This window comes from Ekhidna sp. ABH4_415, from assembly GCF_056161305.1.
This window is the reverse complement of the sequence record NZ_JBSWYW010000001.1, coordinates 334,111-359,393: the sequence shown is the minus strand read 5'-3', so window position 1 is coordinate 359,393 and position 25,283 is coordinate 334,111. Positions and strand designations below refer to the sequence as shown.

Annotated in this window: 17 protein-coding genes; 3 read left to right on the top strand and 14 right to left on the bottom strand. The window is 41.7% G+C overall.

The genetic code is table 11. The features are described 5' to 3' along the window. Window positions 1-28: 28 nt before the first annotated feature. Both ACXAH9_RS01615 and ACXAH9_RS01610 read right to left on the bottom strand, forming a co-directional pair. Complete coding sequence (locus ACXAH9_RS01615; RefSeq protein WP_474893139.1) at window positions 29-1,345, bottom strand: ABC transporter permease; 1,317 nt, start codon at window positions 1,343-1,345, stop codon at window positions 29-31. A gap of 22 nt (window positions 1,346-1,367) precedes the next feature. Next, window positions 1,368-2,288 (bottom strand): ABC transporter ATP-binding protein, encoded by a 921-nt coding sequence (locus tag ACXAH9_RS01610; RefSeq protein ID WP_474893138.1) that lies wholly within the window; start codon window positions 2,286-2,288, stop codon window positions 1,368-1,370. 280 nt (window positions 2,289-2,568) lie between these two features. On the opposite strand from ACXAH9_RS01610, the gene ACXAH9_RS01605 reads away from it, so the two are divergent. The 3 genes from ACXAH9_RS01605 to ACXAH9_RS01595 are packed head-to-tail and all read left to right on the top strand — an operon-like array spanning window position 2,569 to window position 6,029. Further along, window positions 2,569-3,144 (top strand): lysophospholipid acyltransferase family protein, encoded by a 576-nt coding sequence (locus ACXAH9_RS01605; protein WP_474893137.1) that lies wholly within the window; start codon window positions 2,569-2,571, stop codon window positions 3,142-3,144. 12 nt (window positions 3,145-3,156) lie between these two features. Beyond that, on the top strand, window positions 3,157-3,447 hold the full coding sequence (gene gatC, locus ACXAH9_RS01600) for an Asp-tRNA(Asn)/Glu-tRNA(Gln) amidotransferase subunit GatC (RefSeq protein ID WP_474893136.1): 291 nt from the start codon (window positions 3,157-3,159) through the stop codon (window positions 3,445-3,447). 56 nt (window positions 3,448-3,503) lie between these two features. After that, complete coding sequence (locus ACXAH9_RS01595; protein ID WP_474893135.1) at window positions 3,504-6,029, top strand: hypothetical protein; 2,526 nt, start codon at window positions 3,504-3,506, stop codon at window positions 6,027-6,029. A gap of 82 nt (window positions 6,030-6,111) precedes the next feature. Here ACXAH9_RS01595 and ACXAH9_RS01590 read toward each other — a convergent pair whose 3' ends face one another. The 12 genes from ACXAH9_RS01590 to ACXAH9_RS01535 all read right to left on the bottom strand — a co-directional run bounded on the left by ACXAH9_RS01590 (window position 6,112) and on the right by ACXAH9_RS01535 (window position 25,278). Further along, entirely contained in the window at window positions 6,112-6,789 is a 678-nt protein-coding gene (locus ACXAH9_RS01590; RefSeq protein WP_474893134.1) for an energy transducer TonB, read from the bottom strand. A 107-nt stretch (window positions 6,790-6,896) separates the two neighbouring features. After that, window positions 6,897-7,271: a glycine cleavage system protein GcvH gene (gene gcvH, locus ACXAH9_RS01585; RefSeq protein WP_349565147.1), complete on the bottom strand. Its 375-nt coding sequence runs from the start codon at window positions 7,269-7,271 to the stop codon at window positions 6,897-6,899. Between the two features lie 55 nt (window positions 7,272-7,326). After that, entirely contained in the window at window positions 7,327-14,424 is a 7,098-nt protein-coding gene (sov, locus tag ACXAH9_RS01580) for a T9SS outer membrane translocon Sov/SprA (protein ID WP_474893133.1), read from the bottom strand. Between the two features lie 27 nt (window positions 14,425-14,451). Continuing rightward, window positions 14,452-15,045, bottom strand: a complete 594-nt coding sequence (ruvA, locus tag ACXAH9_RS01575; RefSeq protein ID WP_474893132.1) for a Holliday junction branch migration protein RuvA — start codon at window positions 15,043-15,045, stop codon at window positions 14,452-14,454. Then, window positions 15,042-17,324: an NADP-dependent malic enzyme gene (locus ACXAH9_RS01570; RefSeq protein WP_474893131.1), complete on the bottom strand. Its 2,283-nt coding sequence runs from the start codon at window positions 17,322-17,324 to the stop codon at window positions 15,042-15,044. Before ACXAH9_RS01570 ends, ruvA begins: the two co-directional genes overlap by 4 nt. Window positions 17,325-17,409: 85 nt before the next feature. Then, window positions 17,410-18,498 carry a DUF4837 family protein gene (locus ACXAH9_RS01565; RefSeq protein WP_474893130.1) on the bottom strand — a complete coding sequence of 363 codons (1,089 nt, stop codon included), beginning with the start codon at window positions 18,496-18,498 and terminating at the stop codon, window positions 17,410-17,412. 88 nt (window positions 18,499-18,586) lie between these two features. Further along, the gene (locus ACXAH9_RS01560; protein ID WP_474893129.1) at window positions 18,587-19,948 is read right to left on the bottom strand and encodes a lytic transglycosylase domain-containing protein; all 1,362 of its coding nucleotides are present in this window, start codon (window positions 19,946-19,948) and stop codon (window positions 18,587-18,589) included. Between the two features lie 3 nt (window positions 19,949-19,951). Then, window positions 19,952-21,385 (bottom strand): Asp-tRNA(Asn)/Glu-tRNA(Gln) amidotransferase subunit GatA, encoded by a 1,434-nt coding sequence (gatA, locus tag ACXAH9_RS01555; RefSeq protein ID WP_474893128.1) that lies wholly within the window; start codon window positions 21,383-21,385, stop codon window positions 19,952-19,954. A 2-nt stretch (window positions 21,386-21,387) separates the two neighbouring features. After that, complete coding sequence (locus ACXAH9_RS01550) at window positions 21,388-21,588, bottom strand: Sec-independent protein translocase subunit TatA/TatB (RefSeq protein ID WP_349565161.1); 201 nt, start codon at window positions 21,586-21,588, stop codon at window positions 21,388-21,390. A 70-nt stretch (window positions 21,589-21,658) separates the two neighbouring features. Next, window positions 21,659-22,852 (bottom strand): murein hydrolase activator EnvC family protein, encoded by a 1,194-nt coding sequence (locus ACXAH9_RS01545; protein WP_474893127.1) that lies wholly within the window; start codon window positions 22,850-22,852, stop codon window positions 21,659-21,661. Beyond that, window positions 22,839-23,582, bottom strand: coding sequence for a lipoprotein insertase outer membrane protein LolB1 (lolB1, locus tag ACXAH9_RS01540; protein ID WP_474893126.1), 744 nt, complete (start codon window positions 23,580-23,582; stop codon window positions 22,839-22,841). The genes ACXAH9_RS01545 and lolB1 overlap by 14 nt, the downstream gene beginning before the upstream one ends. After that, a complete protein-coding gene (locus ACXAH9_RS01535) occupies window positions 23,575-25,278 on the bottom strand; it encodes a tetratricopeptide repeat protein (protein ID WP_474893125.1) in 1,704 nt (567 codons plus the stop codon). Before ACXAH9_RS01535 ends, lolB1 begins: the two co-directional genes overlap by 8 nt. Window positions 25,279-25,283 lie beyond the last annotated feature (5 nt).

Genomic DNA, 25,283 nt, shown 5'->3' with positions numbered 1-25,283 from the left:
AAAAATAACGAGGAATCTGTGATCTATTTTAATTCTTCTGCATGAGCCACTTGGCAAGGACTTTATAATTCACTTTTGTTCCCTGCATCAGAATACCAATTCGATAGATTCTTCCTGCTAACCAAAGTGTAAAAATGAATCCTCCAACCAGCAACGCCATACTCAATGCAATCTCCCAGGCTGGCACGCCAAATCCTATACGACCCATCATGACAATAGGGGAAGTAAAAGGAATGATTGATAACCAAAAGCTAGCTGAACCGTGGGGGTCATTAAACACAAACATGAATAGTCCCATCAGGCCGATAAGGATCGGAAAAACGATCGGCATCATGAATTGTTGTGCATCTGCAGGGGTATCAACGGCTGAGCCTACCGCAGCGAAAAGTGCTCCATATAACAAATATCCCCCAAGGAAATAGAATACAAACAACAAAACAATTTGAGTAACAGGGATATCTCGAATGATTGACATGATCTCCTGTACCTGCTCATTGGCTTGGGCAGTTGAGGCTTCATTGCCAGCTTGCTGCATCATTTGTGCGGTCTCTGCTGGATCCATGCTCAATCCAAATGCGGCCATCACACCAACAGAAATCACGCTCATCAAAAGCATCCATATCAAAAACTGGAAGATACCTACAGAGGCTACTCCAACGACCTTACCTATCATCATATGAAATGGCCGAACAGTAGAAACAATCACCTCAACGATCTTACTATTCTTCTCTTCGATCACTCCCTGCATTACCTGAGATCCGTAAGCGAACAGGAAGATGTAGATCAAAAAGCCCATTACATAGCCAATCCCAAATGTGAAGCCAGCATCACTTTTCTTCTCATCACCTGTCTCAGTAATATTGAAAGAATCAATACTAACATAGGTTTTCAATTGATCCAGCTGCTCCTCAGTAAGACCTGACCTTGTGAGTTTGATGTCTCTTATTTGCGCTTCAATGTTATTCTCAAACCGGTCTACCAAATTTACTCCAGGACTTGTTTTCGCATAGAATAGAACACCCTCGGGGTTATCAATATCAATATCCGGAATATAGATCAATGCAAAATCATCAGACTTACTAAACCCTTCTTTTGCGGCTTCCAGAGGTCCATCCACAGTTTTGTAGCTATATCTGTCTGTGTCTTCAAAATTTAACAGGCCACTTTCGTCCAGAACCTGGACTACTTCAGTCTCCTTATTTTTCTCATTTTGTATAGCGAGGTAGATCATTCCTCCAATGATGGCTGGAAAAATAAGTGGTACCAGAATAGTGGCAAGCAGGAAAGATTTCTTCTTTACCCTGCTCATGAATTCACGCTGTATTACTAATAATATCTTATTCATTTCAAGTGATTTTTTGGTGATTTTAGGCTTCTACTAATTCAGGGTTCCCTTTTACCAAAGAGATGAAAATATCATTCATGCTTGGAATACGCTCTACAAAGGAGTGAATTTCCACCTGGCCGATCAAGGCCTTTAGAAGTTCATTCGGGTTTCCATTCGCAGAGTACTGGATTAGCGATCTTTTCAATCCACGACCTATTTCTTCGGTATTTAGGACCTCAAAGCCGGCAGGCTTTATCTCACCTTCTTTATACTCTACATAATAGGTTCCATCGCGGAATTGCTCTTTGATCTCAACTTTGGAGCCATCCAGAATTTTTTCTGATTTATTGATCATGGCTACATGATCACATAGCTGCTCCACAGATTCCATTCGGTGAGTAGAGAATATGATCGTTGCTCCTTTATCCCGAAGATCCAAAATTTCATCTTTGATCAGATTCGCATTCACCGGGTCAAATCCTGAAAAAGGCTCATCCAGAATGATCAACTTAGGTTCATGCATCACGGTAGCAATGAATTGAATCTTCTGTGCCATTCCCTTGGAAAGGTCTTCTACTTTCTTACCCCACCAGTCCAGAATATCCAGCTTCTGACACCAGGCCTTACCTCTTTTAGTAGACTCCTTCATGGAAAGCCCCCTAAGCTGTCCAAGATAAACCAGCTGTTCACCCACTTTCATTTTCTTATACAGCCCCCGCTCTTCCGGCAAGTATCCGATCTGCTTAATATGCTCAGCATTGAGCTTTGCTCCATCAAAAAGGATCGATCCCTGATCCGCTTCAATGATTTGGTTAATAATTCGAATAAGGGTTGTTTTCCCTGCTCCATTCGGGCCAAGCAGACCAAAGATGGTTTTTTCAGGAATTTCCATGGTCACATCAGACAAGGCCTGATGCTCGCTATAAGATTTACTTACATTTTCTACTTTTAATAGACTCACAGTGATTTTGGTTTTAAGATCATTAGTGCACGAAAGTATCAAAAAATTACAGAGTGATCCTTTTTTTTCTACCGACTGGATTTTGCGACTAATTTAGTGGCTCAATAGGCACCTAACCGGCAGCATGATTTTTAGACGTTTGTATTCTTTATGGGCCATCTTCTCTATGGTCTTTTTCTTTGCCCTACTCATTATTCCATTACTTATGATGGTGCCTTTTCGGTCATTACATAAAATTGCATTGAAGATTAATTATGTGTGGGCTTGGTGCTTTTTAAAAATGGCGTTCATTCCGGTCCATAGAGAGTATCAATTTGAAATTGATAAAAACCAGCAATACATACTCTGTGCAAACCATTTTTCATATTTGGACATCCCAATCCTCGGCCTTTTCCCTCGCCCTTTCAAATTCGTAGGTAAAAGCTCACTGACTCGAATTCCATTATTTGGATATATGTATCGTACCCTTCATATCACTGTAAACAGAAACAGCCTGAGAAGCAGAGCAAAGAGTTTCATAATGGCTCGTGAAGCCGTAAAGGATGGATTTAATTTGGGTCTATTTCCTGAAGGTGGGATCCTTCTCAAGCATTATCCTAACATGGTTAATTTCAAAGACGGAGCATTCAGGCTGGCTGCCGAAAATAATCTTCCCATCATACCCGTTACACTCCCGGATAATTATTTAATCCTTCCGGATGATGATTTACTTAATATAACAAGAAGACCATGTAGGATCATCTATCATGAACCTATTTGGCCTAAAGGTGATTCTGATAAACATGTGAAGCAACTAAGAGAAGAGGTTTTTCGTGTGATTCAGACTGAGCTCATCAAATACAAGAATGAAGCCTAACTTTGATCTTCCATGAAAATCACAAAAGAGATAGTAAGAAAAACCGCCCACCTTGCCAGACTGCACTTTGATGCAAACAAAGAAGCGGAAATGGTAGATGACTTGCAAAAAATGGTGGATTGGGTGGATAAACTCAAAGAGGTGGACACAAAAAATGTAGAACCTCTCACCGGTATGTCCTTCGAAATCGACCGATACAGGAAGGATTCCATAAAAGATCATTTGCCTAGAGAAAAAGTGTTTAAGAACGCACCTAAACATGATTCTAATTATTTCAGGGTGCCAAAAGTGATCAATCAATAGTGAACGAATCCCTTAAAAAATTTATAACAGGACTTTTTGTTTGTTGTATTATTTCAATGCTATGGTGCTATCAGGCGGGCTATAGCCTTTCCATCGATTGGAAAGTAACAACTACGGGTGAGGTGATTGAATTTCCTGCATGGACCTTGGAAACTGACTTGCTGACCCATGAAATAAAAGGTGAAAAGTATCTGCTTAGTGAAAACTACTCCGGCAGTGAAATTAAACGAGATATTACAAGTGATCAGGCACTCATGGGGCTTATGTGGCTGGGATTGTGCATGGTTATGACAGCCTCAACCTATTTAAAGCGATATGCATTTTTCGTAGCAGCTGCACTTTTTGCACTATTTCTAAATCGACTTAACCTTTTTGAGGTTGGGCTTTTCGGCATCCAAAGCAGATGGGTCATTCTTGTGCCTTTCACACTGCTGATAACACCACTTGTGATCTTTCATGAATACAAAAAATCAACCCCATTTATCGCGCGGATTGGAATAATGATCGCACTGAGTGTAGCTATTCTTTTTGGTGTGGATAAGGCAGAACTATTTACTGATCACCTAATTGCTCATTCTCTTTTTGGGTTTACGATCAGTGGTTTGATTTTCCTATTCATCATTTCAGAAGAAATCATCTTTAGCATTCTATATGTGGTCACATCCGGAAAAGGAGGCCAGAGTAATCATATACACTTTGTGATCCTTTCATTGATATATCTCGGCAATCTGATTCTTTATTATCTGAATAAATCCGGGTTATTCGAAAACAGTTTTTTCTTCTTCGATCCATTTATTTTATTGGCTATTTCCAGTTTGGTAGCGCTTTGGAGTATTAGAAAAAAAAGTGGCTTTTTATCCCAACACGTTGATAATCAAACATTACTCATATTAACACTAAGTTTAGGAGTTGTTACCCTTCTGTTTCTCACCCATCAAATGATCCGGGGAAATGATGCAGTGTACCAGGCCTTCCATTATTTTATTTTGTATTTCCACATCGGGTTCGGCACCTTATTTTTCTTTTACATCATTGGAAACTTTGTAGACCCATTGATTAAAGGCTTTGAAGTACATAAGATCGCCTATAAGGAACGAAATTTTCCTTATGCAAGTGCTCGCCTTGGAGGGGTTTTTACTGTATTGGCCTTCTATTTCCTGGCGAATCAGGAACCATATAATTTACTTAGATCAGGGTATTTTAATTATCTCGCTCAAAAGTCGAAGACAGAAGAGAATATCCTCCTGGCAAGAGAGTATACACTCCAAGCCAGCTACCTGGGCTATAACACGCACATGGCTAATTATAACCTGGGATGGTATGAGTTGGGTAAAGGGGCCGATTTTCCAGCAAAGACTTATTTTCATAGTGCCGCTCAGCGATACCCATCACCATATGCATGGGTCAATTATGGCAACCTGGATGTGGAAGTAAATCCAAATAAAGTTCAAGCCATTTATGAGGAAGCATTGAGAAAACATGGTAGTGGAGAAATGAAGAACAATCTTGGCATTGTTCACATGCAAAAAGAAAATTTTGAACAGGCTTTAACATATTTCCAGGAAGCCTCGCCCTCCAACAACTGGAATGATGCTCCCTTAGTGAATAAATGGAATATCTTCAAGCGATTGGAATTAGTGGATTCATTGGCTATTGAGCTGGATTATGAAAAAGGGAATTTTGGCGTCAGGAGTAATGTGCTTACAACACAAACCAATCAAACATCACTGGATTTTCAGTTCGAAGGTATTGAGAAGGCAGAGCATCTTCACCGGCAGGCATATCTGCTAAATGCTTCTTTTCTCTTTGATCATGATTCGGTAGAGCAACTAGCAAGAAAAGAACTGAAAAATTCATCGGACGGCACTTTCAACTCAAGGCTAAGAAAGGCTCTGGCTATTCACCTATATAACAAAGGTGAAGTGAATGAAGCTTTCATGATTATGGACTTTCTCCAGGCCAATGCTCACCAATATTACAAAGGTGAATATCTCGATGCACTTGGAAAGCTTGCACTTGATCAGCAGGCTTACCAGCTATCAATGGAGTTTTTTGACAAGGCTATTGAGGTTAAACACACAGAATCAATATTTGGGAAAATGGAAGCTATGGCTAGAATGGGACGAAAAGACGAGATTCCTAACATTCTACTCCAAAGTCTTAAAAGAAATCCAGAGCTTACTGATCGGGTAAATCAAGTGCTGTCAAAGCTTGAAAGTTACGAGACTCCAGCTCCCATAAAACAGTCCATTCCGGAATTAAAAATTATGAGTGACTCTGCTCTTGTGGAGTTAGGAAGAATGAATGCTTTCCACGAAGCACAGGTGCTGGCTGTGGTTGAGGAACTCAATAACCGTGGTGCTTCAGGCGCATATGAGTTACTGGTTGATGCCACTGAGATTAATCCATATAGTGCACCTCTCTTAAAAGCATATGCACTCTTTGCTCTTGATTGGAATCTGATAGAATATGCAGATCATGCTGTGAAAAAGCTATCGGAGCTATTATCTACTGATGAGTTTACAGCATTCATACAAGCCTACGAAAAGAAGAAAGAAGCATTAGAAGAGGCTGAATGGTGAGTTTAGCGCGTTCATTAAGACACTGAAATAAAAAAGCCTCTTGATAATCAAGAGGCTTTCTGTTTTATATTATTCGTTATTCTTAGTTCGCAAACTTGAATAGAATGTTCTGAATCATTTTCTGACGAACCGGCTTACCACGCTGTTTTCCAGGCTTCCATTTAGGAGAGTTCTTAAGTACTCTTACTGCCTCTTCATCACATCCTGCACCGATTCCTTTCACCACATGAATATCAGTTAGCTCACCGTTCTTCTCCACAACAAACTGAACGAATACACGTCCTTCAATTCCCATTCGTTGTGCTTGTCTTGGATATTTAAGTTCCTTCTTCAGGTACTCATAGAAAGCAGTAATTCCTCCTGGGAAGGATGCGGACTCTTCCACAATAGTGAAAATCTCATCCACGTTCTCCTCTTCAGGAGCTTCTTCGAATACGATTTCCTCAACCACTGTTTCCTCAGTAACCTCTACGTCAAGTTCAACTTCGATCTCTTCCTCGATTTCTTCTTCATCAGGAACCTCGATGATCTCTGGTACTTGAACTTTTGGAGGTGGTGGAGGTGGTTGCTCCGTTGGTGGAATGTCGATGATGTCTTCAAAATCATCTTGAACATTTCCCAGGTCCATTAGGCCTGAGTCGTCATAGGTCCTCCATTCGAAAGCCACTATCACGAGCAATAAACTTGCAGCCATTCCAATATTCAGGAACATTCCTGACTGTCTGGAAAGGTCTATTTTCGGATTCTTTTTAGGTTCCATATTCCTTCTTTTGTGAAGTTGAACATCAAATATATGCCCTTCAATTTTTATATACCAAAAGGACGATGGTATTTACTAATAACAAACAAAAAACATTCCAAAATTTCCTAACCCCCTACTTCTGCCTTATAATCTTCGGCAGAAATCAGGTGATCTCCCTTGTCAGAAATTTTGATCTTGATCATCCAGCCTTCTCCATAAGGATCTGAATTCACAAGTTCAGGGTTTGACTCTAACTCACCATTGATCTCTAAAACTTCGCCCGAAACAGGCATAAATAAGTCTGAGACAGTCTTTACGGCTTCTACTGTTCCGAAAACATCACCAGCTTCCAGCGATTCGCCCTCGGTTTCAATTTCCACGTAAACGATATCTCCCAACTCACCCTGAGCGAAATCTGTTACACCAACGGTAGCAATATCACCGTCAATTTTCACCCATTCGTGATCTTTGGTATAATGTAAATCTGAAGGAATGTTCATCTGATTATTGAATTTTATAACGGGCGTCAAAAATAAGGTTTTGAAATGAACTGCCCTACTGTGCGAGACCAAATCTTAGCTGAACTCCAAAGGCAGTGGTCGCTCGCTTATACGAACTCAAAACTTTTGGGTCTGTGACATTCCGCTCCATGTAGAATGTGAAATCCAACTGGTTGTTGATTTTGTAGGTTATCGTTGGCCTAACCTGCCACGTCAAATTACCATTGGTAATGGTTGCCCGCTCATTTATTTTTCGTTGTACTGTTTTGCTATCACGCACTGAGGCAGCAACACGCATCGTTAGATCATTCTCCAATGTGAGTGTTCTGCCCTGCCATCTCCACGGAAGCTTGAAACCAACTTTTGAATATCCTATATCAATGGTGACGTCATTATTAGTGGTTTCAGTCACCTGCGCATTGGACATATTTAATGACAGGTTTCTGCTCTTCCTGAATTCCAGCCTTGTTGAAATATTATTTTTCGTTCGGACATTGAAACCAATCAGCGGTACGAACTGCTCAGAAATCATTACCTGATTGATGATATAAACAGGGACTAGTCTTCCCGTGCTGTCATCCTCTGCCAAAGGATAGTTTAAAATATCATTTTGTAAGCCAATGACGTCCTCTCCATAGTTCAGGGAATTAGTAAAGCTGGAAACACTGTAGGTGGAATTGTAGCCATGTGATATCGTGAATGAGGAGAACAAATCAGAGATTGCCGGAATGTTTACCAGTCCTGCATAATCCAACCGCCAGTTTGGAAGAGGTGTTTTGGGGAACGGAGTAAGCTCCATGCTGTTCGCATCCTTCCCTGAATATGCGGCAATAAAAGAAGGGATAAGCACGTCTTGTGATAGCGTATCATAGTTTCCATTTGGGTTCACCCTATTTAATCGTTCTCTTATGTTAATGAGGTTGTTTTCAAACTGAGTAAACGCATCTGAGGTATTATCCGGGCCATCTTTCTGGAAGGCCGTTTTGATGGAAAGAAAAGAAACCGAATAGCTACCACTTCTCGATGGGGTCAATGTCTGGAAAGCTCCTTCATCACCATTGAACCTGAATATTTCCTGATACTGGTTATTTAATCCCCGATTCCATGTCAGCTGAACTCTCAGATCATTGATCGGCTCCAGATCTGCTTGTATATCGATATCCGTACCAAATGTTTGCTGGAAAGGTGAGTTGAGGTTTTCGTTTCTCACCAACCACCCGTTTCTGGCAGCTTTTTGTTTGATCCCCGGATCCTGACTACCGAGGATGAATCCAATCCCCGGGGCATTGAAGCTACTATCCAGTCCAAACAAAAACGCATTCGGTTTGAAGCCCGGCAATGAAGTGCTTTCATTGATCGCGTAAGTGCCATTGATTGACTTCAGCATCATGAAAAATTGAAGCGCTTTATTCCCCGGACTCACCGATTCACCTCTGGCTGGTGGGGTGTTGGCGTTTTTAAGAAAAGTGACTTTGTCATATAGCTTATTCATGTCCACCCTTCCGGTAAATGAAATCGTCCGTTGGTTGTTGATAAAGTTTCCAAAAAAGAGTTCATCATCAGCTAAGCTGACTGTATCACTTTGCGTTCGGTTGATTGCTCCTGCGGTCCATCCATACCCCACCGAGTACCGTGCATCAGAAGACAGCCAGTCGGTAAAAGGAATTTTATCCAGCGGAAGCGAATAATTCAAGGCGATGTTTTGCGAGAAGTTTTTCATCCTGCCAAGCGAGAAAATCTGATCCCAGATAAATTCACGCTCCTGTCTGGTGTTGATATCTCCTTCGATGATCCCTTCCGGCTCATCAATGACTGCATTCGCAGTGGCGTCATAAGTAAGTCCCAGTCCTTTGGTGATATCCCATCTCAGACCGTAGTTTCTGGCAAACGTGAACGTACGCTCATAAAGGGGATCCACGCCTTCAGTTGTCAGGTCGTCATTATAATATTGAGTCAATCGAAAGTCCCTTCTCAAATTCGTGGAAAAAGAAAAATTTGTAGGAAGGGGGGAAAAATTAAAATCTTTAATCAAGGCCAGGTACGGTGAGCTGAGCTTTTCCGATTCACTAAATGGCTCTACGCTGACAGCCACCGGCGAGTAGTTGTAGTTGACCCCTCCACTCACAGTTTTGTTTAGCAGGGTCTGTGTGTTGACATTGCTGGAGACCCGATCGCTATAGGCATAGTTGAATGAAAAGTTCTCAATGTCATACACTCTTTTCCTCGCATCCGGATTCACCTTCTCTTTACGAACATTCGTGAAGTTGATACTCCTTCGGGTGGTCCTATCCTGAACTATCCGTCGGTATCTTTCACGCTCATTGGGATCATCAATCGCCTCGAGGGATGCTTCTAGAGGAACATCAGGATCAAGTGGATCAAATTGTGGCGTTACAGTGGTCTTTTCATAGCTCACAAACATTGGCACCACCAACCCGGTCTTATCCGGCCGCATAAATTTTTCCAAATTCAAATTAGCGGAAACATCATACTGTGTAGTCTCAGCTCGTGACCGCTCTGAGATCCGCTGCTGAATATTTCCAAAACCGATAGATGTGTATCGGGTGGATGCTGATACTGTACCGAGATCTGCAAGTTTGGTACTCACACGGGCATTGGCAGCCCACCCTGCATTACTGTCAAAATCTGTCACTCTGAGTTCATTGGCCCAAATGCAAACGGATTTAGGGGCATTTGATTCATCACCTGGATTTTTTACCCCTATCATTAAGACCTTAATGGCACTGATGTCTGGTCTAGCTCCTTTGACAGTGAAGGTATACTTCCCATCATTCGAAGGCACTGAATATGGAATAGTAGGATCCAAATTTGCCCTGTTTCTTTGAGATTTAATTCCTATCAATTCTTTGATTGAAATATCAATTTCATTTTCCAGTGGCCAAACTTGTCTTCTTATGTCTTCAAGATTTCCTGTGATATCATCAGGTGTAATTACTAAAGGAACCTCAACCTCATAATAATTTTCATCAAAATCAGTTCCAAGACGCATAAATGCAGTGACCTCATTGTCCAATACCATATCATCTTCATAAGCTTCGGCATGAAGGAACATTTTTATCCTCCCGTAATTGATTAGATCGTAGGACACATTTTTATATACTGCTCGCGCATCTTTGTCGTCCAAATCCTCCACACATACCTGCAGGGACTGTTCATTTATTCGTCGATTCTGTGCGGTAGTATTATCAATGTCACGATCTATTCCCGGAGGTAAAACATACCTAACACCACCTGTTGTTGTTGTGCTATTATCCTCAATATTCACGACAGAAACAGAGAAATCCGAAGTTTCTATGTTTGGAATGGCATCCAATCCAGGTTCATTGAGAGCTCGTTCAAACTTTCTCCACTGGCTGCCTACCAACCGCATTTGGGCAAAACGCAAAACAACCGGTTGCTGCCAACCGGTCAGGTACATTCTCACGTATTTGATGTTTTCAAAAGAAGGATTCCCTCTTGGGGTTCCTACATTTTTAATTGGGATTCTAAAAAGGTACCAGTTGGATTCTCCATTTCCACTTTCAATCTGATCTACAATGAAGTCATTCAATTCAAGGTTGCCTCCCTCCGGATTTGAAACACCAGGCTTTGGCCTGAGGTCAATTTCGTATTCAAAATATTCTTCCAGATCTGATATTGTATTATCCTGGTTGATGTCTTCATTGTCAGGTAAGGTCGTTGATGCTGGAATAAATTGACCACCGCCGGAAGCAATCGGTGAGTTTCCGTCCATCCCATTCCAGTTTTTATATCGTTGCACAATGGTGGCATCCTGCTGATCATAAAAGCTATCCAGGATATAGCGAAAGTTGTCTGCCGAGATGTCTTCTTGCACATTAAGTGTAATGCCATTCTCTTGAAGAATGAGCTCTTCATCCTCATCCTTTAGTCCATCAATCCCAACATCCTGATTGTCCCGTGCGCCCGGAGAGTTTTCAAAGAAGTTTGTTAAATACTGATCCTCGGTAATTTGTCCCCAGGTAGTGATTGGGCCAATCTCGCCATCTACGGGTAATCCATTTTCAAAAGCATGCTTATCATCAGGAGCGACATCTTCGGAAACGCTACCCAGGTTAAAGTACAGCTTTCCACCACCCGTTTCTCTCGGGTTGCTATTGATCAGACCATCTTTGACAATACCACGCTCACCATCAATAAAAGGATCCATCAACCAAAATTCGAGGTATTCGATATTGGTCTTATTGAAGTTGACTTCATTCGTAATGGCTCGGGTAATTCCTCCCCAGTTTTGCTCCGAGTTTGGAATCGTATTGTCCGGACTTGTCGCCGGATTATAATTGTACTGACCTCTTTCACCAGGGAAAAAGGCTACATCGAAAATAGGCTCGTTAAAATTGACTAAGGTCTGATCTCTTTGACGGAATATTTCCTGAGGAAGTACCGCTCGTTCGTAATGATTTTCTAAATCGGTATCGGAAATATTGGATGGTCTGGCATTTCCCCCAGCCCGATAGAAAATACTGTTATCAACCGTATACCATGCGATTTTTGCTTTTCTGTAGTTGTAATCCAGGCTGCTGTTACCGCTTTGCGCTTCCGGGAAAACCCGTGGAGTAGATGATAGCTTCCACGCCTGCCACCCCATGATATTGATAGGAGTAATTGCATTTTCAAAATCGTCGATATAGGAGGTGCCTTCTCCATTAACCACATTACTTGTGCCGGGTATTAGCTGCGCAAACTCGGCGTTTACTGTAATGGTCGATGGTTCTTTGGTACTCACTAACGGGAGCTTATCCACCATCTTCGTTAAGAAGCGAGATTCATTCTGATAATTGATGTCAAATCCATACTTCGTATTGCTGGTAGGTTCATTACCCACCGCAAATCGTGAAATACCTCCCGGTCTTTCGTTTAGATGGAGTACGGTAGCTCCAATATTAAAATTCTCATTAAATCGATAATCAAATCGAGCACCAGTAAGCGTACGGGTCTGAAAATTGAAAAGATCCGCTTTTTCATAGGAGACCTGTAGGGTTTTTCCTGAATTGAGAATACCATCATTTAGAATTGTGACCTCACCAAGATTGTAATCTACGGTGTAATCTAAATTTTCTGTCAGCGGTGTATTTCCAGCCATGACAACCACTGACCCTTCAGCAATATTAATTCCTGGGAGTTTAATCTTGCTAGAAGAACCCGCAGTTAATAAACCAGCAATGACAAATTTATTCTGAGTCGCGTTTAGTTCTGCTGTTGCTTTGGGTTCTTCGTACAGCTCATCATAGACATACTTTTCTTTAAGGCTTCCCTCATCATTATCAAATTGTTCTTCCAGGTTTTGACCAAAAGGCTCGAGCACTGGAAAAATGATATTTCCGTTTTGTGGATCAATTGTGATACCTTCAATAAAATCAAAATTACCATCGGGCTGCCTGTCACCGGTAGGGTTTAGCCTGTCCAAATCAAATACCTCAACTAAAGGAATATCTTTTAGCCTCCTCCCTTCATGCAATGAAGGATTGTCCTGACCTGTATTATCATCGCGATAAATGATTCGTAATTGGAACCCTTCCTGACTGATTTGAGCTGCGTTCAGGTTGTAGATATTTTTCATCATCAAATCCCAGGTTGGCACGGTGGTGTTGATCTTATTAGGACGAAGTAACTTTAGGTAGATCACCTTATCGTCCGTTCTGCTTTGATAATCCTCGGTGAGTTCTCCCACTTTATAGGCGGTCCCATTATAGGTATATTCATAGGCTACCGCAAGAATCTCATCACTTGCTAAGCCCCTTGTAAGTGTGATATAACCAAGCTCCCGATTGATTGTGAATTCAGAGTCATCAAGTTTACGGGCAGTAGTCACTTTTACATAATCCGTTGAGCTTTCAAAAGATGGGAATGTGGATTGAATAAATGACTCCACTCCATCGGCCGATTGCACTGTCAAATTGGAGAATAAATCATTTGCTGGATTTCTCGTTGGTCCACCCCTCCCATTGCCTACATCTTCCGGTCGATATATAACATTACCCTCACCCATATCCATGAAACCAACTATGTTTCTGGTGGTCTGCGTATCGTTATTTCTATTGAGCACGTAAACCTCTGCCCGGGTGACGTTCACTCCTGAGGTAATCTGTGGTAGGGCTGAAAGCCACTGTTCATAATTATCTCTAAAGAAGTGCCCTAAAAAGAAATGTCGGTTTTCTTCATAGTCAGAAGCCTGAATTTCAAACTCTCTTCCCTGAAAACCACTCTCGATAGTCAATGTCTCATTTCGTCCTCGCTGTTGAGATAGAATGGTGGTGACATATAGCTTACCAAACTGAAGCTCTGTTTTGATACCAAACAATGATTGGGCTCCTGTCATTAAGGAATTCGTGACAGGCATACTCACGTTACCAATCTCAATTTTCTTGATAATCTCCTCCTCATATCCCGTATAGATCACCTTTAGGTTATTCTGAAAATCGAAGGTGTTGTTGTTATCAAAGTTGGCGGTGATCTCGAGCTTTTCACCCACTTTACCAACCACATTCATACTGATCTGCTGATCGAAGTTAAATGCTCCGTTTCGCTGCTGGCGCAGAGGAATGGCAGGATTGTCAATTCGCTGAAAGCGTGCGCCGAAATCGAGGTTTACGAATCCATTGGGTTGAATATCGACATAGCTGCCGCCAAAAATCCGATCGAAAACAGGACTTATGTAGAGACGTGGGATTAAACTTCGACCACTCACCGCACTCTCCCCATCCAGCCCGGCGGATCGTTCTTTGAAATACTCTCTATTTAGTTGTGAATTGTTATAGCTGTTGAATTCACTGAACGTCATAAAAGAAGCCGGGCGAAAATCAAGTGAACCGATATTTTCATAAACAGAGTACGTAACACCAGCGTCATCAGCTGTGGTGTCGGGATTAAACTGCACCTGCATATCTACCTGTGAAGGATCCCTCAGAAAAAGAGGCGACCTGGAGCTTCTAAAAGAGAATGGATCTCCGAATCTGTAGCTAGGTTGAAAAGTAGGCTTTTGAGTGGGTTCGTAGGGACCTACCGTGTCGTTTTTTACAGTATCCTGCTCCTGAAAGAAACCTGCACGTACTTGAGACCCTATGCACAGAATCAGAAACGCAAAAAGGAATCGTATATGAAGATTTACTTTCAAAAAAAGGCGCTTAGTAATTAGATTAGGTTAAGATCGCTTAAGTGCGTGCTTTATCAATTCTTCAAGTTTAATCTCCTCTCCGTATTCTTTCAAAATCTTATCAACAGTTTTTTCTGCTGCTGACTTATTTATACCCAAAGTAGTCAAGGCTGATAACGCCTCAGAACGCAGTGTATTATCAAATCGAGGCTGAATTTCTATAGATTTGTCGAGTAATCCCTCTTTTTTCATTTTGTCCTTCAGTTCAAGGATGATTCGCTGTGCTGTCTTACCTCCAATTCCCTTCACTGACTGAATGGTTTTTACGTCTTCCTGCACGATGGCAGCCTGCAATTCTTTTGCATCAAGTGATGACAAAATCATCAATGCCGTACTTGGCCCCACTCCATTTATGGACAATAAATCAAGAAATCGTTTTTTCTCTGATTGCTCATAAAAACCAAAGAGGGTGTGGGAGTCCTCTTTGACATGGAGATAGGTCTGGATAAGGATATCCTCTTTATCCTTCACCTGAGAGTAGGTGATCAAACTGATCTTTACTTCATAGCCCACACCTCCTACGTCTATCACCAGGTGAGTTGGGTCTTTAAAGGCCAGGCGCCCTTTCAAGTAAGTAATCATAGACCTTCCCTGTTTGCTACTCCGGCATCTACTACTGCGATGGCCACCATGTTGTAAATTTCTTTTACTGAACTGCCTAATTGTAGCACCTGGACAGACTTTTTCATTCCCATAAGGATTGGGCCAATTACTTCGGCCCCACCTACTTCCATCAGCGTTTTATAAGCGATGTTTCCAGACTGTAAATCAGGGAAAATCAAAGTATTCACGTTATGCCCTTTAAGGTCACTAAACGGATACATTTCGTCTCTAAGGTTACGATTCAATGCTACGTTGGCCTGCAGCTCACCATCAATTATCATGTCCGGCCACTTTTCTTTAGCCATTTTTATCGCTTTGGCCATTTTTTCTGGCACCTGTCCTTTGGCAGAGCCAAAGTTTGAGAAGGAAAGCCCTGCCATTTTAGGCTCATGGTCAAAAAATCGTACCGCTCGATGCGTGAGGCCTATGATCTCTACAAGCTCTTCTGCAGATGGATTCATATTGACAGTAGTGTCCGCAAAGAAGTAGTTACCGCGAGGTGTGTTCATGATATACATACCGGCAACTCGGTTCACGCCCTCTTCCATACCTACAATCTGAAGTGCAGGAAGCACTGTTTTTGGATAATCATTGGAAAGACCTGAGATTAACACATCAGCTTCTCCTTTCTCCACCATCATCATTCCGAAGTATGTACGGCTAGTCATGGCCTTACGGGCAAGGTGCATGGTCATCCCTTTTCTTCGACGCATCCGGGTATACTCTGTAGCAAACTCTTCTACTTTTTCCGGATGTTCATTTGGGTCAATGATATCGCAATCTTTTATTGCCTCAAGTTCATGCTCCTCTATCAGTTCTTTTATGACGTTCTGTTTACCCATTAGGATCGGCGTTCCAATGCCGGAATCCAGCGTCATTTGAGCAGCTTTGAGAATATTCACATGATCCGCCTCGGCAAAAACTACCTTTTTCGGATTTTGTCTTGCCCTGTACACAAAACGTGATATCATTCGCTGATCTAACCCTACCCTTTCCAGAAGCTCATCTTCATATTTCTTCCAGTCTTTGATCTGGATACGAGCCACACCGGTATCCATTGCCGCCTTGGCCACTGCTGGAGAGATGGTGGTGATCAGTCGAGGATCCATTGGTTTAGGAATCAGATACTCGCTTCCAAACTTAATGCTGGATTGACCATATGCCTTCAGCACAATATCAGGAACCTGTTCTTTCGCCAGCTCAGCAATGGCCTTTACAGCTGCCAGTTTCATTTCTTCATTGATAGCAGTTGATCGTACATCCAATGCTCCCCGGAAGATATATGGAAAGCCCAGAACGTTATTCACCTGGTTAGGATGGTCAGAGCGACCGGTAGCCATTATTACATCTTTTCGCGTTTTCATGGCAAGATCATACGCAATTTCCGGGTTCGGATTGGCAAGAGCGAAAACAATCGGATTATTGGCCATCGATTTGAGCATTTTCGGAGTAACCACATCTGCGATAGACAACCCAAGAAACATGTCAGCTCCTTTAAGGGCATCTTCTAATGTGTCCACCTTTTGCTTGGTCACATATTTGGATTTAATCTCATCCAGCCCTTTTCTACTCTCATTCAAGATTCCCTTGCTGTCCGCCATAAGAATGTTCTCCTTTTTGGCACCAAGAGAGACATAAAGATCCGTACAAGCGATTGCTGCCGCGCCTGCTCCACTAACAACGATTTTCAGATCTTCAATTTTTTTGTTGACCACTTCCAGAGCATTGAGGAGTGCAGCACTGGAGATAATTGCAGTACCATGCTGATCATCATGCATGATCGGGATATTCATTTGCTTCCGAAGCGTCTGCTCTATCTTAAAGCTTTCCGGAGCTTTGATATCCTCCAAATTGATACCCCCGAAAGTGGGCTCTAGTGAGCGTACTATTTCTATGAATTTGTCGGGATCTTCTTCATTGATTTCAATATCAAAAACATCAATTCCAGCAAACTTCTTGAATAAGACACCCTTTCCTTCCATCACGGGTTTGGAAGCTGCAGGGCCAATATTTCCCAATCCAAGTACGGCTGTTCCATTGGAGATTACACCTACCAGATTGCCTTTTGCCGTGTATTTGTACACATCCTCCGGATTTTCAGCGATTTCTTTGCAGGGTTCTGCAACGCCCGGAGAATAAGCGAGTGCCAAATCGTGCTGCGAACTCACCGACTTGGTGGAGTTCACTTCTATTTTTCCAGCAGGTTTATTTGAATGATATTCTAATGCCTCCTTCGGCCTAATCTTCGTTGTACTCATTCTTAGTTGGTTAAAGTTGGACGGACATACTTTCCGAACTTCAAAGGTCACCAACTAAAAAGGAATAAGCAATTATTCGAAAAAATTAAGAAGCATCTTCTGCTTCTGGCATGATGTCACCCTTCGTTTTGAAGGTTGACAGGATAGCCTCTAACTCACGAACCAGGTTTTTCTTTCTAGTGCCTGGGGAATCAACATACCCTTCAATGTAATAAATGAGGCCGACCTCCTCATCTACAATGGTATAGCTAATGAATGGCCCTCCACGAGAATTATCACTGATTTTCCATAAGCCACGTGCCTCTACTGCAAAATGGCCATTGAAATTAACCCGCTCAGTAAAGACCGGTATGATATCCTGACGCTTGATGTGAACATCCGGATGCTCCCCATCATACAGATTTCTCTGAGTGATTTTATCTCTGAACTCTCCAATTTCATTAAAAACCCCTCTGTCGGTATATGGCTCATAATAGATGAAAATGCTTTGCTCTGTCTGTGCATCCATCTTCCTTAACCAAACGAAATTTTTCAAATCACGTGCTTTTTCCCAGCCATAAGGTATAGTGAGCTCCACATTGTGGGTCTCTTTAATACGCTGTGCAAGCTGTTTTTTAGAGCTTTTAAAAAGCTTATCCTTAATAGTTTCACGAGCGGAAGCTTCGAAAAATTCTCTTATCTGAGATCGGTTGTAATTGATTTTTTTCGCCAACTGCTCTTCCGTTGCAGAAAACAAAAACAATACAGTTTGACCTTTGGCAAATAAGTCTCTTTGTGTTCGCATGAAAATGGAAGTATCACGCTTGATTTGATTTAAAGACTGATTGGTGAAAAACTGTTGTAAGACCCGGCTATCTGCTGTCTTGCTATCTAACGTCATTACAAAAACCATGTTCTTTGCTGATTTCAAGACAGAGTTTAGCCTTCTAGGATTCACTTTACTGACATTAAACAGCGATTCATCTTGAGGAAGTCCAAGCATTGGAGCCAGGAAAGTTTTGCGAAGCTCTTGACCAAGGCCAACAGTATCGGCCCACTGAGTGGAATCAACAACAAGAATAATTTCATCAGCTTCTCCCCGAGCTGTAGGGAGCATATCTTGTCGATTTTTCTCCCTGGCGCTTTCACTGCAGCCAAAGGTGATCGCCAATAAAAGAATTAGGTATCTGTACATAAAATTTCTTTTTCGCTTTGGTCATACAAATAAGCAAAAACTATTCCGTCCAGCCCAAACTTAGAGCTTAATGAGAAAAGATCATCGATTAATTCGGGATCACCAAAGATTGTCCTGGCTTAATGGTATTGGAGTTGAGCTTATTCGCCTGTTTTAGCTTTTCAATACTTGTGTTGTTGCTTCTGCTGATACTCCAAAGTGAATCACCATACTTTACCGTATACACCTTACCAGTTGAGGTAATAGACGTAGATGTGCTTGAAGTAGGCTTTGATTGAGTAGCAGAAGCAGTGTACAATTTCTTGGTATTTGAATTGTAAGTTGGTAACACCCAAATACTAAGTCGCTGGCCAACTCGAATCAAGTTACCCCTGATGCCATTCCACCTTCTAATATCAGAAACGCGAACGCCATAACGTTGCGCGATTGTGCCAAGTACATCTCCACTTCGAACTCGATAATACAGTCGCTCTCTTCCATAAGTACTTCCAGGTGTATTCCTGGCAAGGTATTCCAGTTGTGCTTTTCCCACTTTCGATGCAGTATCATAGAGCTGGGATCTGTTCGCGACAATTTCTTCTTTCCATTCGGCTGGAACACGTAACGCAAAATTTTTGGTACCCTCAGGTAATGCTCCTCGCTTTATTTGTGGGTTCCACATGAGCATGTCATCCAGGCAGAGATCGAGTTGATTACAAAAGGTTTCAACATGGAAATACTGTGAAATCATGATCGTATCCATTTCCGGATAGAAAAGCTCTGGTTGAGGGTCGAATCCATGCTCCTCCAGGTGATTAAAAAGGTAGGTAATAGCAACAAACTGCGGAACATAGGATCGGGTTTCCCGCGGAAGGTATCGATAGATGTCCCAAAAATCCCTTTTGTATCCGCTTCTACGGATAGCCTTTCGGACATTCCCCGGGCCGCAATTGTAAGCAGCTAATGCCAGCTCCCAGCTATCAAACATGTTATACAAATCCCTAAGATGTCTTGCAGCAGCATCTGTCGCCTCTTCAGGATCCATTCGATCATCTACATACCAGTTGCTATGTAATCCATACATTTTACCAGTAGAAGATATGAATTGCCATAATCCAACTGCGTTGGCTCTGGAAATGGCATTTGGACGCAAACCTGATTCTACAATCGCCAGGTATTTCAGCTCATCCGGCATATTATACCGTTCAAGCGTTTCCGAAAAAAGTGGAAAATAAAGTTCCTTTTTCTTGATTATATCTTTGGTGTATTCCCGATCCTTAATAGCGAAATAGTCAATAAAGGCCATTACGCGCTCATTGAATACCAATGGCACCTCGCCTTCTATGCAGGAAATACGATCAGCAATCTCATCGTATGTATTGTCAGGAATTACTTCCGTGAGCTCAAATTCTTGTCCTTTCCCCACTAATGAAATGAACAAAAGCCCCAAAAGGAACCATTTTCGTGTCATATCCTATCTATTTTGATCTTTGAAAGTAATGATTTGATTTGAAATATCAAGCAAATCTTTCTCATTAAAATGCCTGGTCATTAACTGAACACCAATGGGCAATCCCTGACTGTCAACGTCATAAGGGATAGATATTGCAGGGATTCCAGCAACATTTGCCTGAACGGTGAATAAATCCTCCAGGTACATCTGAAGCGGATCATCCTTTAATTCACCAATCTTAAATGCCGTGGTGGGTGTGGTAGGGGAAAGGATGAAATCATATTGCTCTAGCAATTTATTCGTCTCTTCCATGATCATTCTGCGTACTTTTTGAGCTTTCGTGTAATACGCATCGTAATAGGTTGCACTCAGGACGAATGTTCCTGTCATAATCCTGCGTATTACCTCCTCACCAAAACCTTGAGACCTGGATGACTTATACATCTGCTCCAGATTTTCACTCTCGGCACGCTTACCAAACCGAACGCCATCATATCGTGACAGGTTTGAGCTTGCCTCGGCAGCTGTGAGTACATAATAGGTTGGAAGATTATACTCCAGCATTGAAATGTGTCCTTCCTTAACCTGATGTCCATTGGTTTTCAACTCATCAACTAATTCGAGCGTTTTTTCTTTGATTTCCTTATCCAAGCCCTGATGATCCAAGGTTTCGCTCAAATAGGCAATTTTGAATTTTCGACCGGTAGCAAAAGAAGAATAATCAGGAACCTTGGTTTGAGAAACCGTACTATCATAATCATCCGAACCGGCCATTACCTCCAGCGTCAGCGCTGCGTCATCGATGCTTTTTGAGATAATTCCTACTGTATCGAAGGAACTTGAATAGGCAGCCAAACCATACCTGGATATTCTTGAATAAGTAGGCTTGAGTCCGATTACTCCACAAAAGGCAGCTGGCTGCCGAACGGAACCTCCAGTATCTGAGCCGATGGAAACCTGACACATATTAGCGGCTACTGCTACTGCGGACCCTCCGGATGAGCCCCCTGGCACTCTAGTTTCGTCAGCGGGATGTTTCACAGCACCAAAAGCGGAGTTCTCATTGGATGATCCCATCGCGAACTCATCGCAGTTTTGATGACCGATAATGATCGCATCTTCATCAAGCAGTCGTTGAATGCACGTGGCTGTATATTGGGATTCAAAACCATTCAGGATTTCACTGGCACACTGCAATGGGTGTCCATCGTATGCAAAAACATCTTTGATTCCGACTATCATCCCTGCAAGCTTCCCTGCAGTGCCCTCTTTAATCTTATTGTCGACAATGGCCGCTTGCTGGAGGGCTTCATCTCCATAAACAGAAAGGAAGGCATTGAGCCTTCCATTGTTTTCTTCTATCTGTTTGAGATGGTATTCTACCAATTGGGATACCGTGAGGTTTCCTGACCGGATCTCCGATTTAATTTCAGAGAGAGATTGAAAAGTCCTCAAGGTTAGGCCTTTTTGTCTTCGCTAGAACCTTCGTTGATTTCGTTCTTGATTTCTTTTGTGGCATCCTTAAACTCTCTGATCCCCTTTCCCATGCCGCGTGCTATTTCCGGAATTTTTTTCGCTCCGAAAAAGATGATAATAAACAGAGCGATGATGATCATCTCTGTCCACCCTGGCATTGCAAATAATAATGATGTATGCATCGCTTTAAAATTTAGATTACAAAGATAAGTATTAAACGAAGGAGCTTTCAGAAATATTCACACAATTATTTTATTTCATTGCTAACCAATTTTCAGGGTTTAGCTTGGTAGTTCCCTTGTATATCTGAAATTCTAGTTCAGACTTTCCATCTTTATCTGTAAAAACCTCGCCGATTATATCGTTGGCCTTAACACGCTGACCGTTCTTTACATTGACTGTTTTGAGTCGGGCGTAGATGGTGATATAGTCACCATGACGAATCATTACAATGTTATTTTTTCCGGCTACAGGTGCTATCATCGTCACCTGTCCATCAAACACTGCTTTTACTTTGCTTCCCTTTTCTGTTTGAATGTCCACTCCATCATTGATGATGGTTACCCGTTTCAGTACCGGATGCTGTTGTTTACCAAATGGTGAGGTAATAAATCCGGGAACAGGCCATTCTAAAGCGTTTTTTCTGGATTCAAACAATCGTGTCAGCTCCGCCTCACTGGCTACAACCGCAGAAGATGCAGTGGATGATTTTTTGACCTCATCCTCAATAATTTTTGCAATTAAGGTGTTTAATCTTCTGTTAGCCGCCTTTCGATCTTCTACCTCTTTTCTTAATTGACGTTCCTTTTTAGTCAGTTGGGCCACTAATTCCGATTGCTTTTTCTTGGATCTGGCCAGCTTTCTACTTTCCCTAACCTGTTGATTTAATAAGGTTTGCTGTTCTGCTCTCTTTGCCTCCACTTTACTTCGCTGGTCATCCAGTTCTTTGGTCACCACTTCTATCTGCTCTGCTTGCAATCGACGTGCATCCGAATATTGCTCCAGGTATTTGAGCCGTTGAATCAACTGGTTAAAGTCTTTAGAGGAAAAAAGAAACATAAGTCGGCTATTGCCCCTGTTTGCTTTGTAAGACGAATAAATCTGCTCGGCATATTCGTCTTTCAAGTGTTTTAAGTCATTTTGAAGCGATGAAACGACAATCCGGAGATCATTAATTTCACCGTCTAGAATTCGAATTTCCGAACCAATGGATCGAATCAAAGATTCTCGTGCGTTAATTTGCTGATTCAGAGCCTGCAATTGACCCAGAGTGGCTTTTTTCTCGCTTGTAGTTTCATTTAAAATTCGCTCAGCCTCAGCAATTTTTCTGAGGTTTTCCTTCTTTTCCTGCTCTAGTTGACTTTTAGTTTTCTGTGCCGATAATTCCACAGAAGGCAGAATGAAAGCCACCAAAAAAAGTAAGGCAAGGAAATTATTTCTTTTCATACTTGCTAGGAACAGCATATGGAAAGCTGAGTGGGGTGTCTTCAATGACCATTTTGTTGTAAGAAATTCTAATCTCCGTATTGGGTTTTGTTTCAGCTTCATAATCAATAACTGCCGAGATCTCATTTGGGAAAATCTCCCCGTCTACCAAGATAAAATCGCTGTAATTTACTGAAATCGTGTTTCTTGTGCCCTCATCATACACCTGAACTTTCTCTAATTTCATACTCTTGGCACCAATGAAATTATGAAAAAGATAAACACCCTTGGATGCAGTGTATGAAAAAAAACTGTCGGTTTTTTCAACACGCTGCTTTTTATACGGTTCTACTAGGTTACCAAGGATCACGGACTGGATCATCTGAAAGTTGAAGTCAAAATCGAATTTTTTGGAGAGCTCTTTGAACGTATATTCGTAATAATGTTTGTTCATTTTATCAAGCACATAAACATTATCTGCATTAATGAGGACTCTTGCAACCTCTATGCCCAATCCGGGTGAAATCGAAAGCCAAATAATCGAATCCTTTTTTATCCTAAAGTTAGCAGTGGCTGAAACTTCTTTTTTCCCGTCATCAAATTTGAATTTTGCTCTGGCTGAGAAATAGTCGAATTCCGGGTCTACTACTTCTAGTTTATCTTTCTTTTTCCCGAAGATGGCTCCCATTTTTCTGTTACATGAGGAGAGCACCACCATGCACACTAAACACACTAAAAACAGCTTATTCATAAAGCTTTCTATCTGCAATTTTCTTTTCTATTAAATCTGAGGTATTACCCAGGTCTCTTGCTCTTTCCCACTGCTTAATGGCTTCATCTACCTCGCCCAGTTGAAACAACACATCCCCGTAATGTTCAATGACTGTGCCATCTTCTTCCATGTAAGCTGCTCTTTCAAGGAATTTTTTTGATTCCTTGTAATTACCAACGCTATACAAAACCCAACCGTGTGTATCCAAATAAGTTGGATTATTAGGATGCATCTCTACTAACTGTGTAGACATTTTCAGTGCTTTGTCCAAATTCTTATTTTCCAGTGAGAGGAAATAGCTGTAGTTGTTAAGCACATGATCATTATTCGGACTGTTCTCAAGCGCTTTATCATAGGCACGAAAAGACTTATCGAGCTCTTTCATGCCATTGTATGCGTCTCCAAGCTGTCCGTAAAAAACAGTAAGTAAGTTTGGATCCACCGTGTATTTTCTGCCTTGCTCCAGCATGCGTACCGATTTTTTGTAATCCTGATTGATCAAATGTCCGGTTCCTGCGAAATAATAAAGCAATGCCTGATTTGGGAAATACTCCAATGCCTGCTCTGCATGTTTTACAAGGCTATCATATTGGTTTAGGTCAGCCTCAATATTTAGTATGTTTTGCCATACCGAATAGTTCGCCGGGCTTAAATTAACTGCATTGAGATAATACTTAATTGCTTCCTCGCTTTGGCCGTCCTGATAAAGCAAATCACCCACAAACGCCTGTGCTTTAAATTCATCATCATGCTTATCAGCTAATGAAACCGCAATTTCAGTCAGCTTGCTCTTTTCCTCTGAAGAGGGGTTCATTACCAGGTAATTGGAAAGAATTTGAAACTTCGATTGAAAGTCAATGGATGTAGTCTCAAAAGCTAAGCTAAGCAGTTCCAGAGATTCCTTTCGCTTTCCTTTCATCCAGGCCAATTCACTTTTCATCAGCGTGATTCTTGACGAAGTAGATTCTGTTTCCTCGTAGTTGGCAATTGCTTGTTCTGCCTTATCCAGTTTTCTGTTTTGAATTAGAAAATTGATGAGTTCCGCTTTATAAGAAGACTCGTGCGGGTAAGCGGCTATCAACTTTTCATATTCAGTAATGACTTCATCTACCTTACCCTCCTTCATGTAAATCCGCTGCTTTTCGCGGGTTATTTCTTCTTTCACTCCCAGTTGATCTTCAATCTGATCAAAGATTCGAAACATGTCTTCTCTCCGGCCAGTCAACTGATACAATTCAGCCAGTTCATATAGTGCGTTTTCTTCCGAAGGAAATCGAGCTACCAGATCTTCATACGTTTTTGCCGCATCGATATAAAAGCCAATGGACTGGTAAATTCGAGCCAATCCCAGTCTGTAGTATTTGTTGTCAGGCGCTAGTTCAATTGCTTTTAAACCATATGGAAGAGCCTTTTGACCTTCGTCGCTTTTTGCCAGCACCTCCGCTATTTTGAAATGAATGGCAGCACTCTCCGTATTCATATCAAGCGCTACATGGAAATTTTCCAGTGACTTGGCATAATTTTCAAGAATCAACTGCTTTTCAGCCTCTACTAACACTCCTTCAAGCTTCAATGAATCTTCCTGCGTTTGAGGAATGACAACTTCTTTTTTTCCCTTTTGAGAAAAAGAGGGTATTGACATCAATAAGATTACTGAAAAAAGAAGTGTTCGCATCTGCC

Bases quoted from the DNA above. Each gene is read 5' to 3' on its own strand.
- lolB1 (WP_474893126.1), bottom strand. From the start codon at position 23,582: ATGAATAAGCTGTTTTTAGTGTGTTTAGTGTGCATGGTGGTGCTCTCC.
- ACXAH9_RS01595 (WP_474893135.1), top strand. From the start codon at position 3,504: ATGCTATGGTGCTATCAGGCGGGCTATAGCCTTTCCATCGATTGGAAA.
- gatC (WP_474893136.1), top strand. From the start codon at position 3,157: ATGAAAATCACAAAAGAGATAGTAAGAAAAACCGCCCACCTTGCCAGA.
- ACXAH9_RS01615 (WP_474893139.1), bottom strand. From the start codon at position 1,345: ATGAATAAGATATTATTAGTAATACAGCGTGAATTCATGAGCAGGGTA.
- ACXAH9_RS01570 (WP_474893131.1), bottom strand. From the start codon at position 17,324: ATGAGTACAACGAAGATTAGGCCGAAGGAGGCATTAGAATATCATTCA.
- ACXAH9_RS01535 (WP_474893125.1), bottom strand. From the start codon at position 25,278: ATGCGAACACTTCTTTTTTCAGTAATCTTATTGATGTCAATACCCTCT.
- ACXAH9_RS01590 (WP_474893134.1), bottom strand. From the start codon at position 6,789: ATGGAACCTAAAAAGAATCCGAAAATAGACCTTTCCAGACAGTCAGGA.
- ACXAH9_RS01545 (WP_474893127.1), bottom strand. From the start codon at position 22,852: ATGAAAAGAAATAATTTCCTTGCCTTACTTTTTTTGGTGGCTTTCATT.
- ruvA (WP_474893132.1), bottom strand. From the start codon at position 15,045: ATGATTACTTACTTGAAAGGGCGCCTGGCCTTTAAAGACCCAACTCAC.
- gcvH (WP_349565147.1), bottom strand. From the start codon at position 7,271: ATGAACATTCCTTCAGATTTACATTATACCAAAGATCACGAATGGGTG.
- ACXAH9_RS01560 (WP_474893129.1), bottom strand. From the start codon at position 19,948: ATGACACGAAAATGGTTCCTTTTGGGGCTTTTGTTCATTTCATTAGTG.
- ACXAH9_RS01605 (WP_474893137.1), top strand. From the start codon at position 2,569: ATGGCGTTCATTCCGGTCCATAGAGAGTATCAATTTGAAATTGATAAA.
- ACXAH9_RS01550 (WP_349565161.1), bottom strand. From the start codon at position 21,588: ATGCATACATCATTATTATTTGCAATGCCAGGGTGGACAGAGATGATC.
- ACXAH9_RS01565 (WP_474893130.1), bottom strand. From the start codon at position 18,498: ATGTACAGATACCTAATTCTTTTATTGGCGATCACCTTTGGCTGCAGT.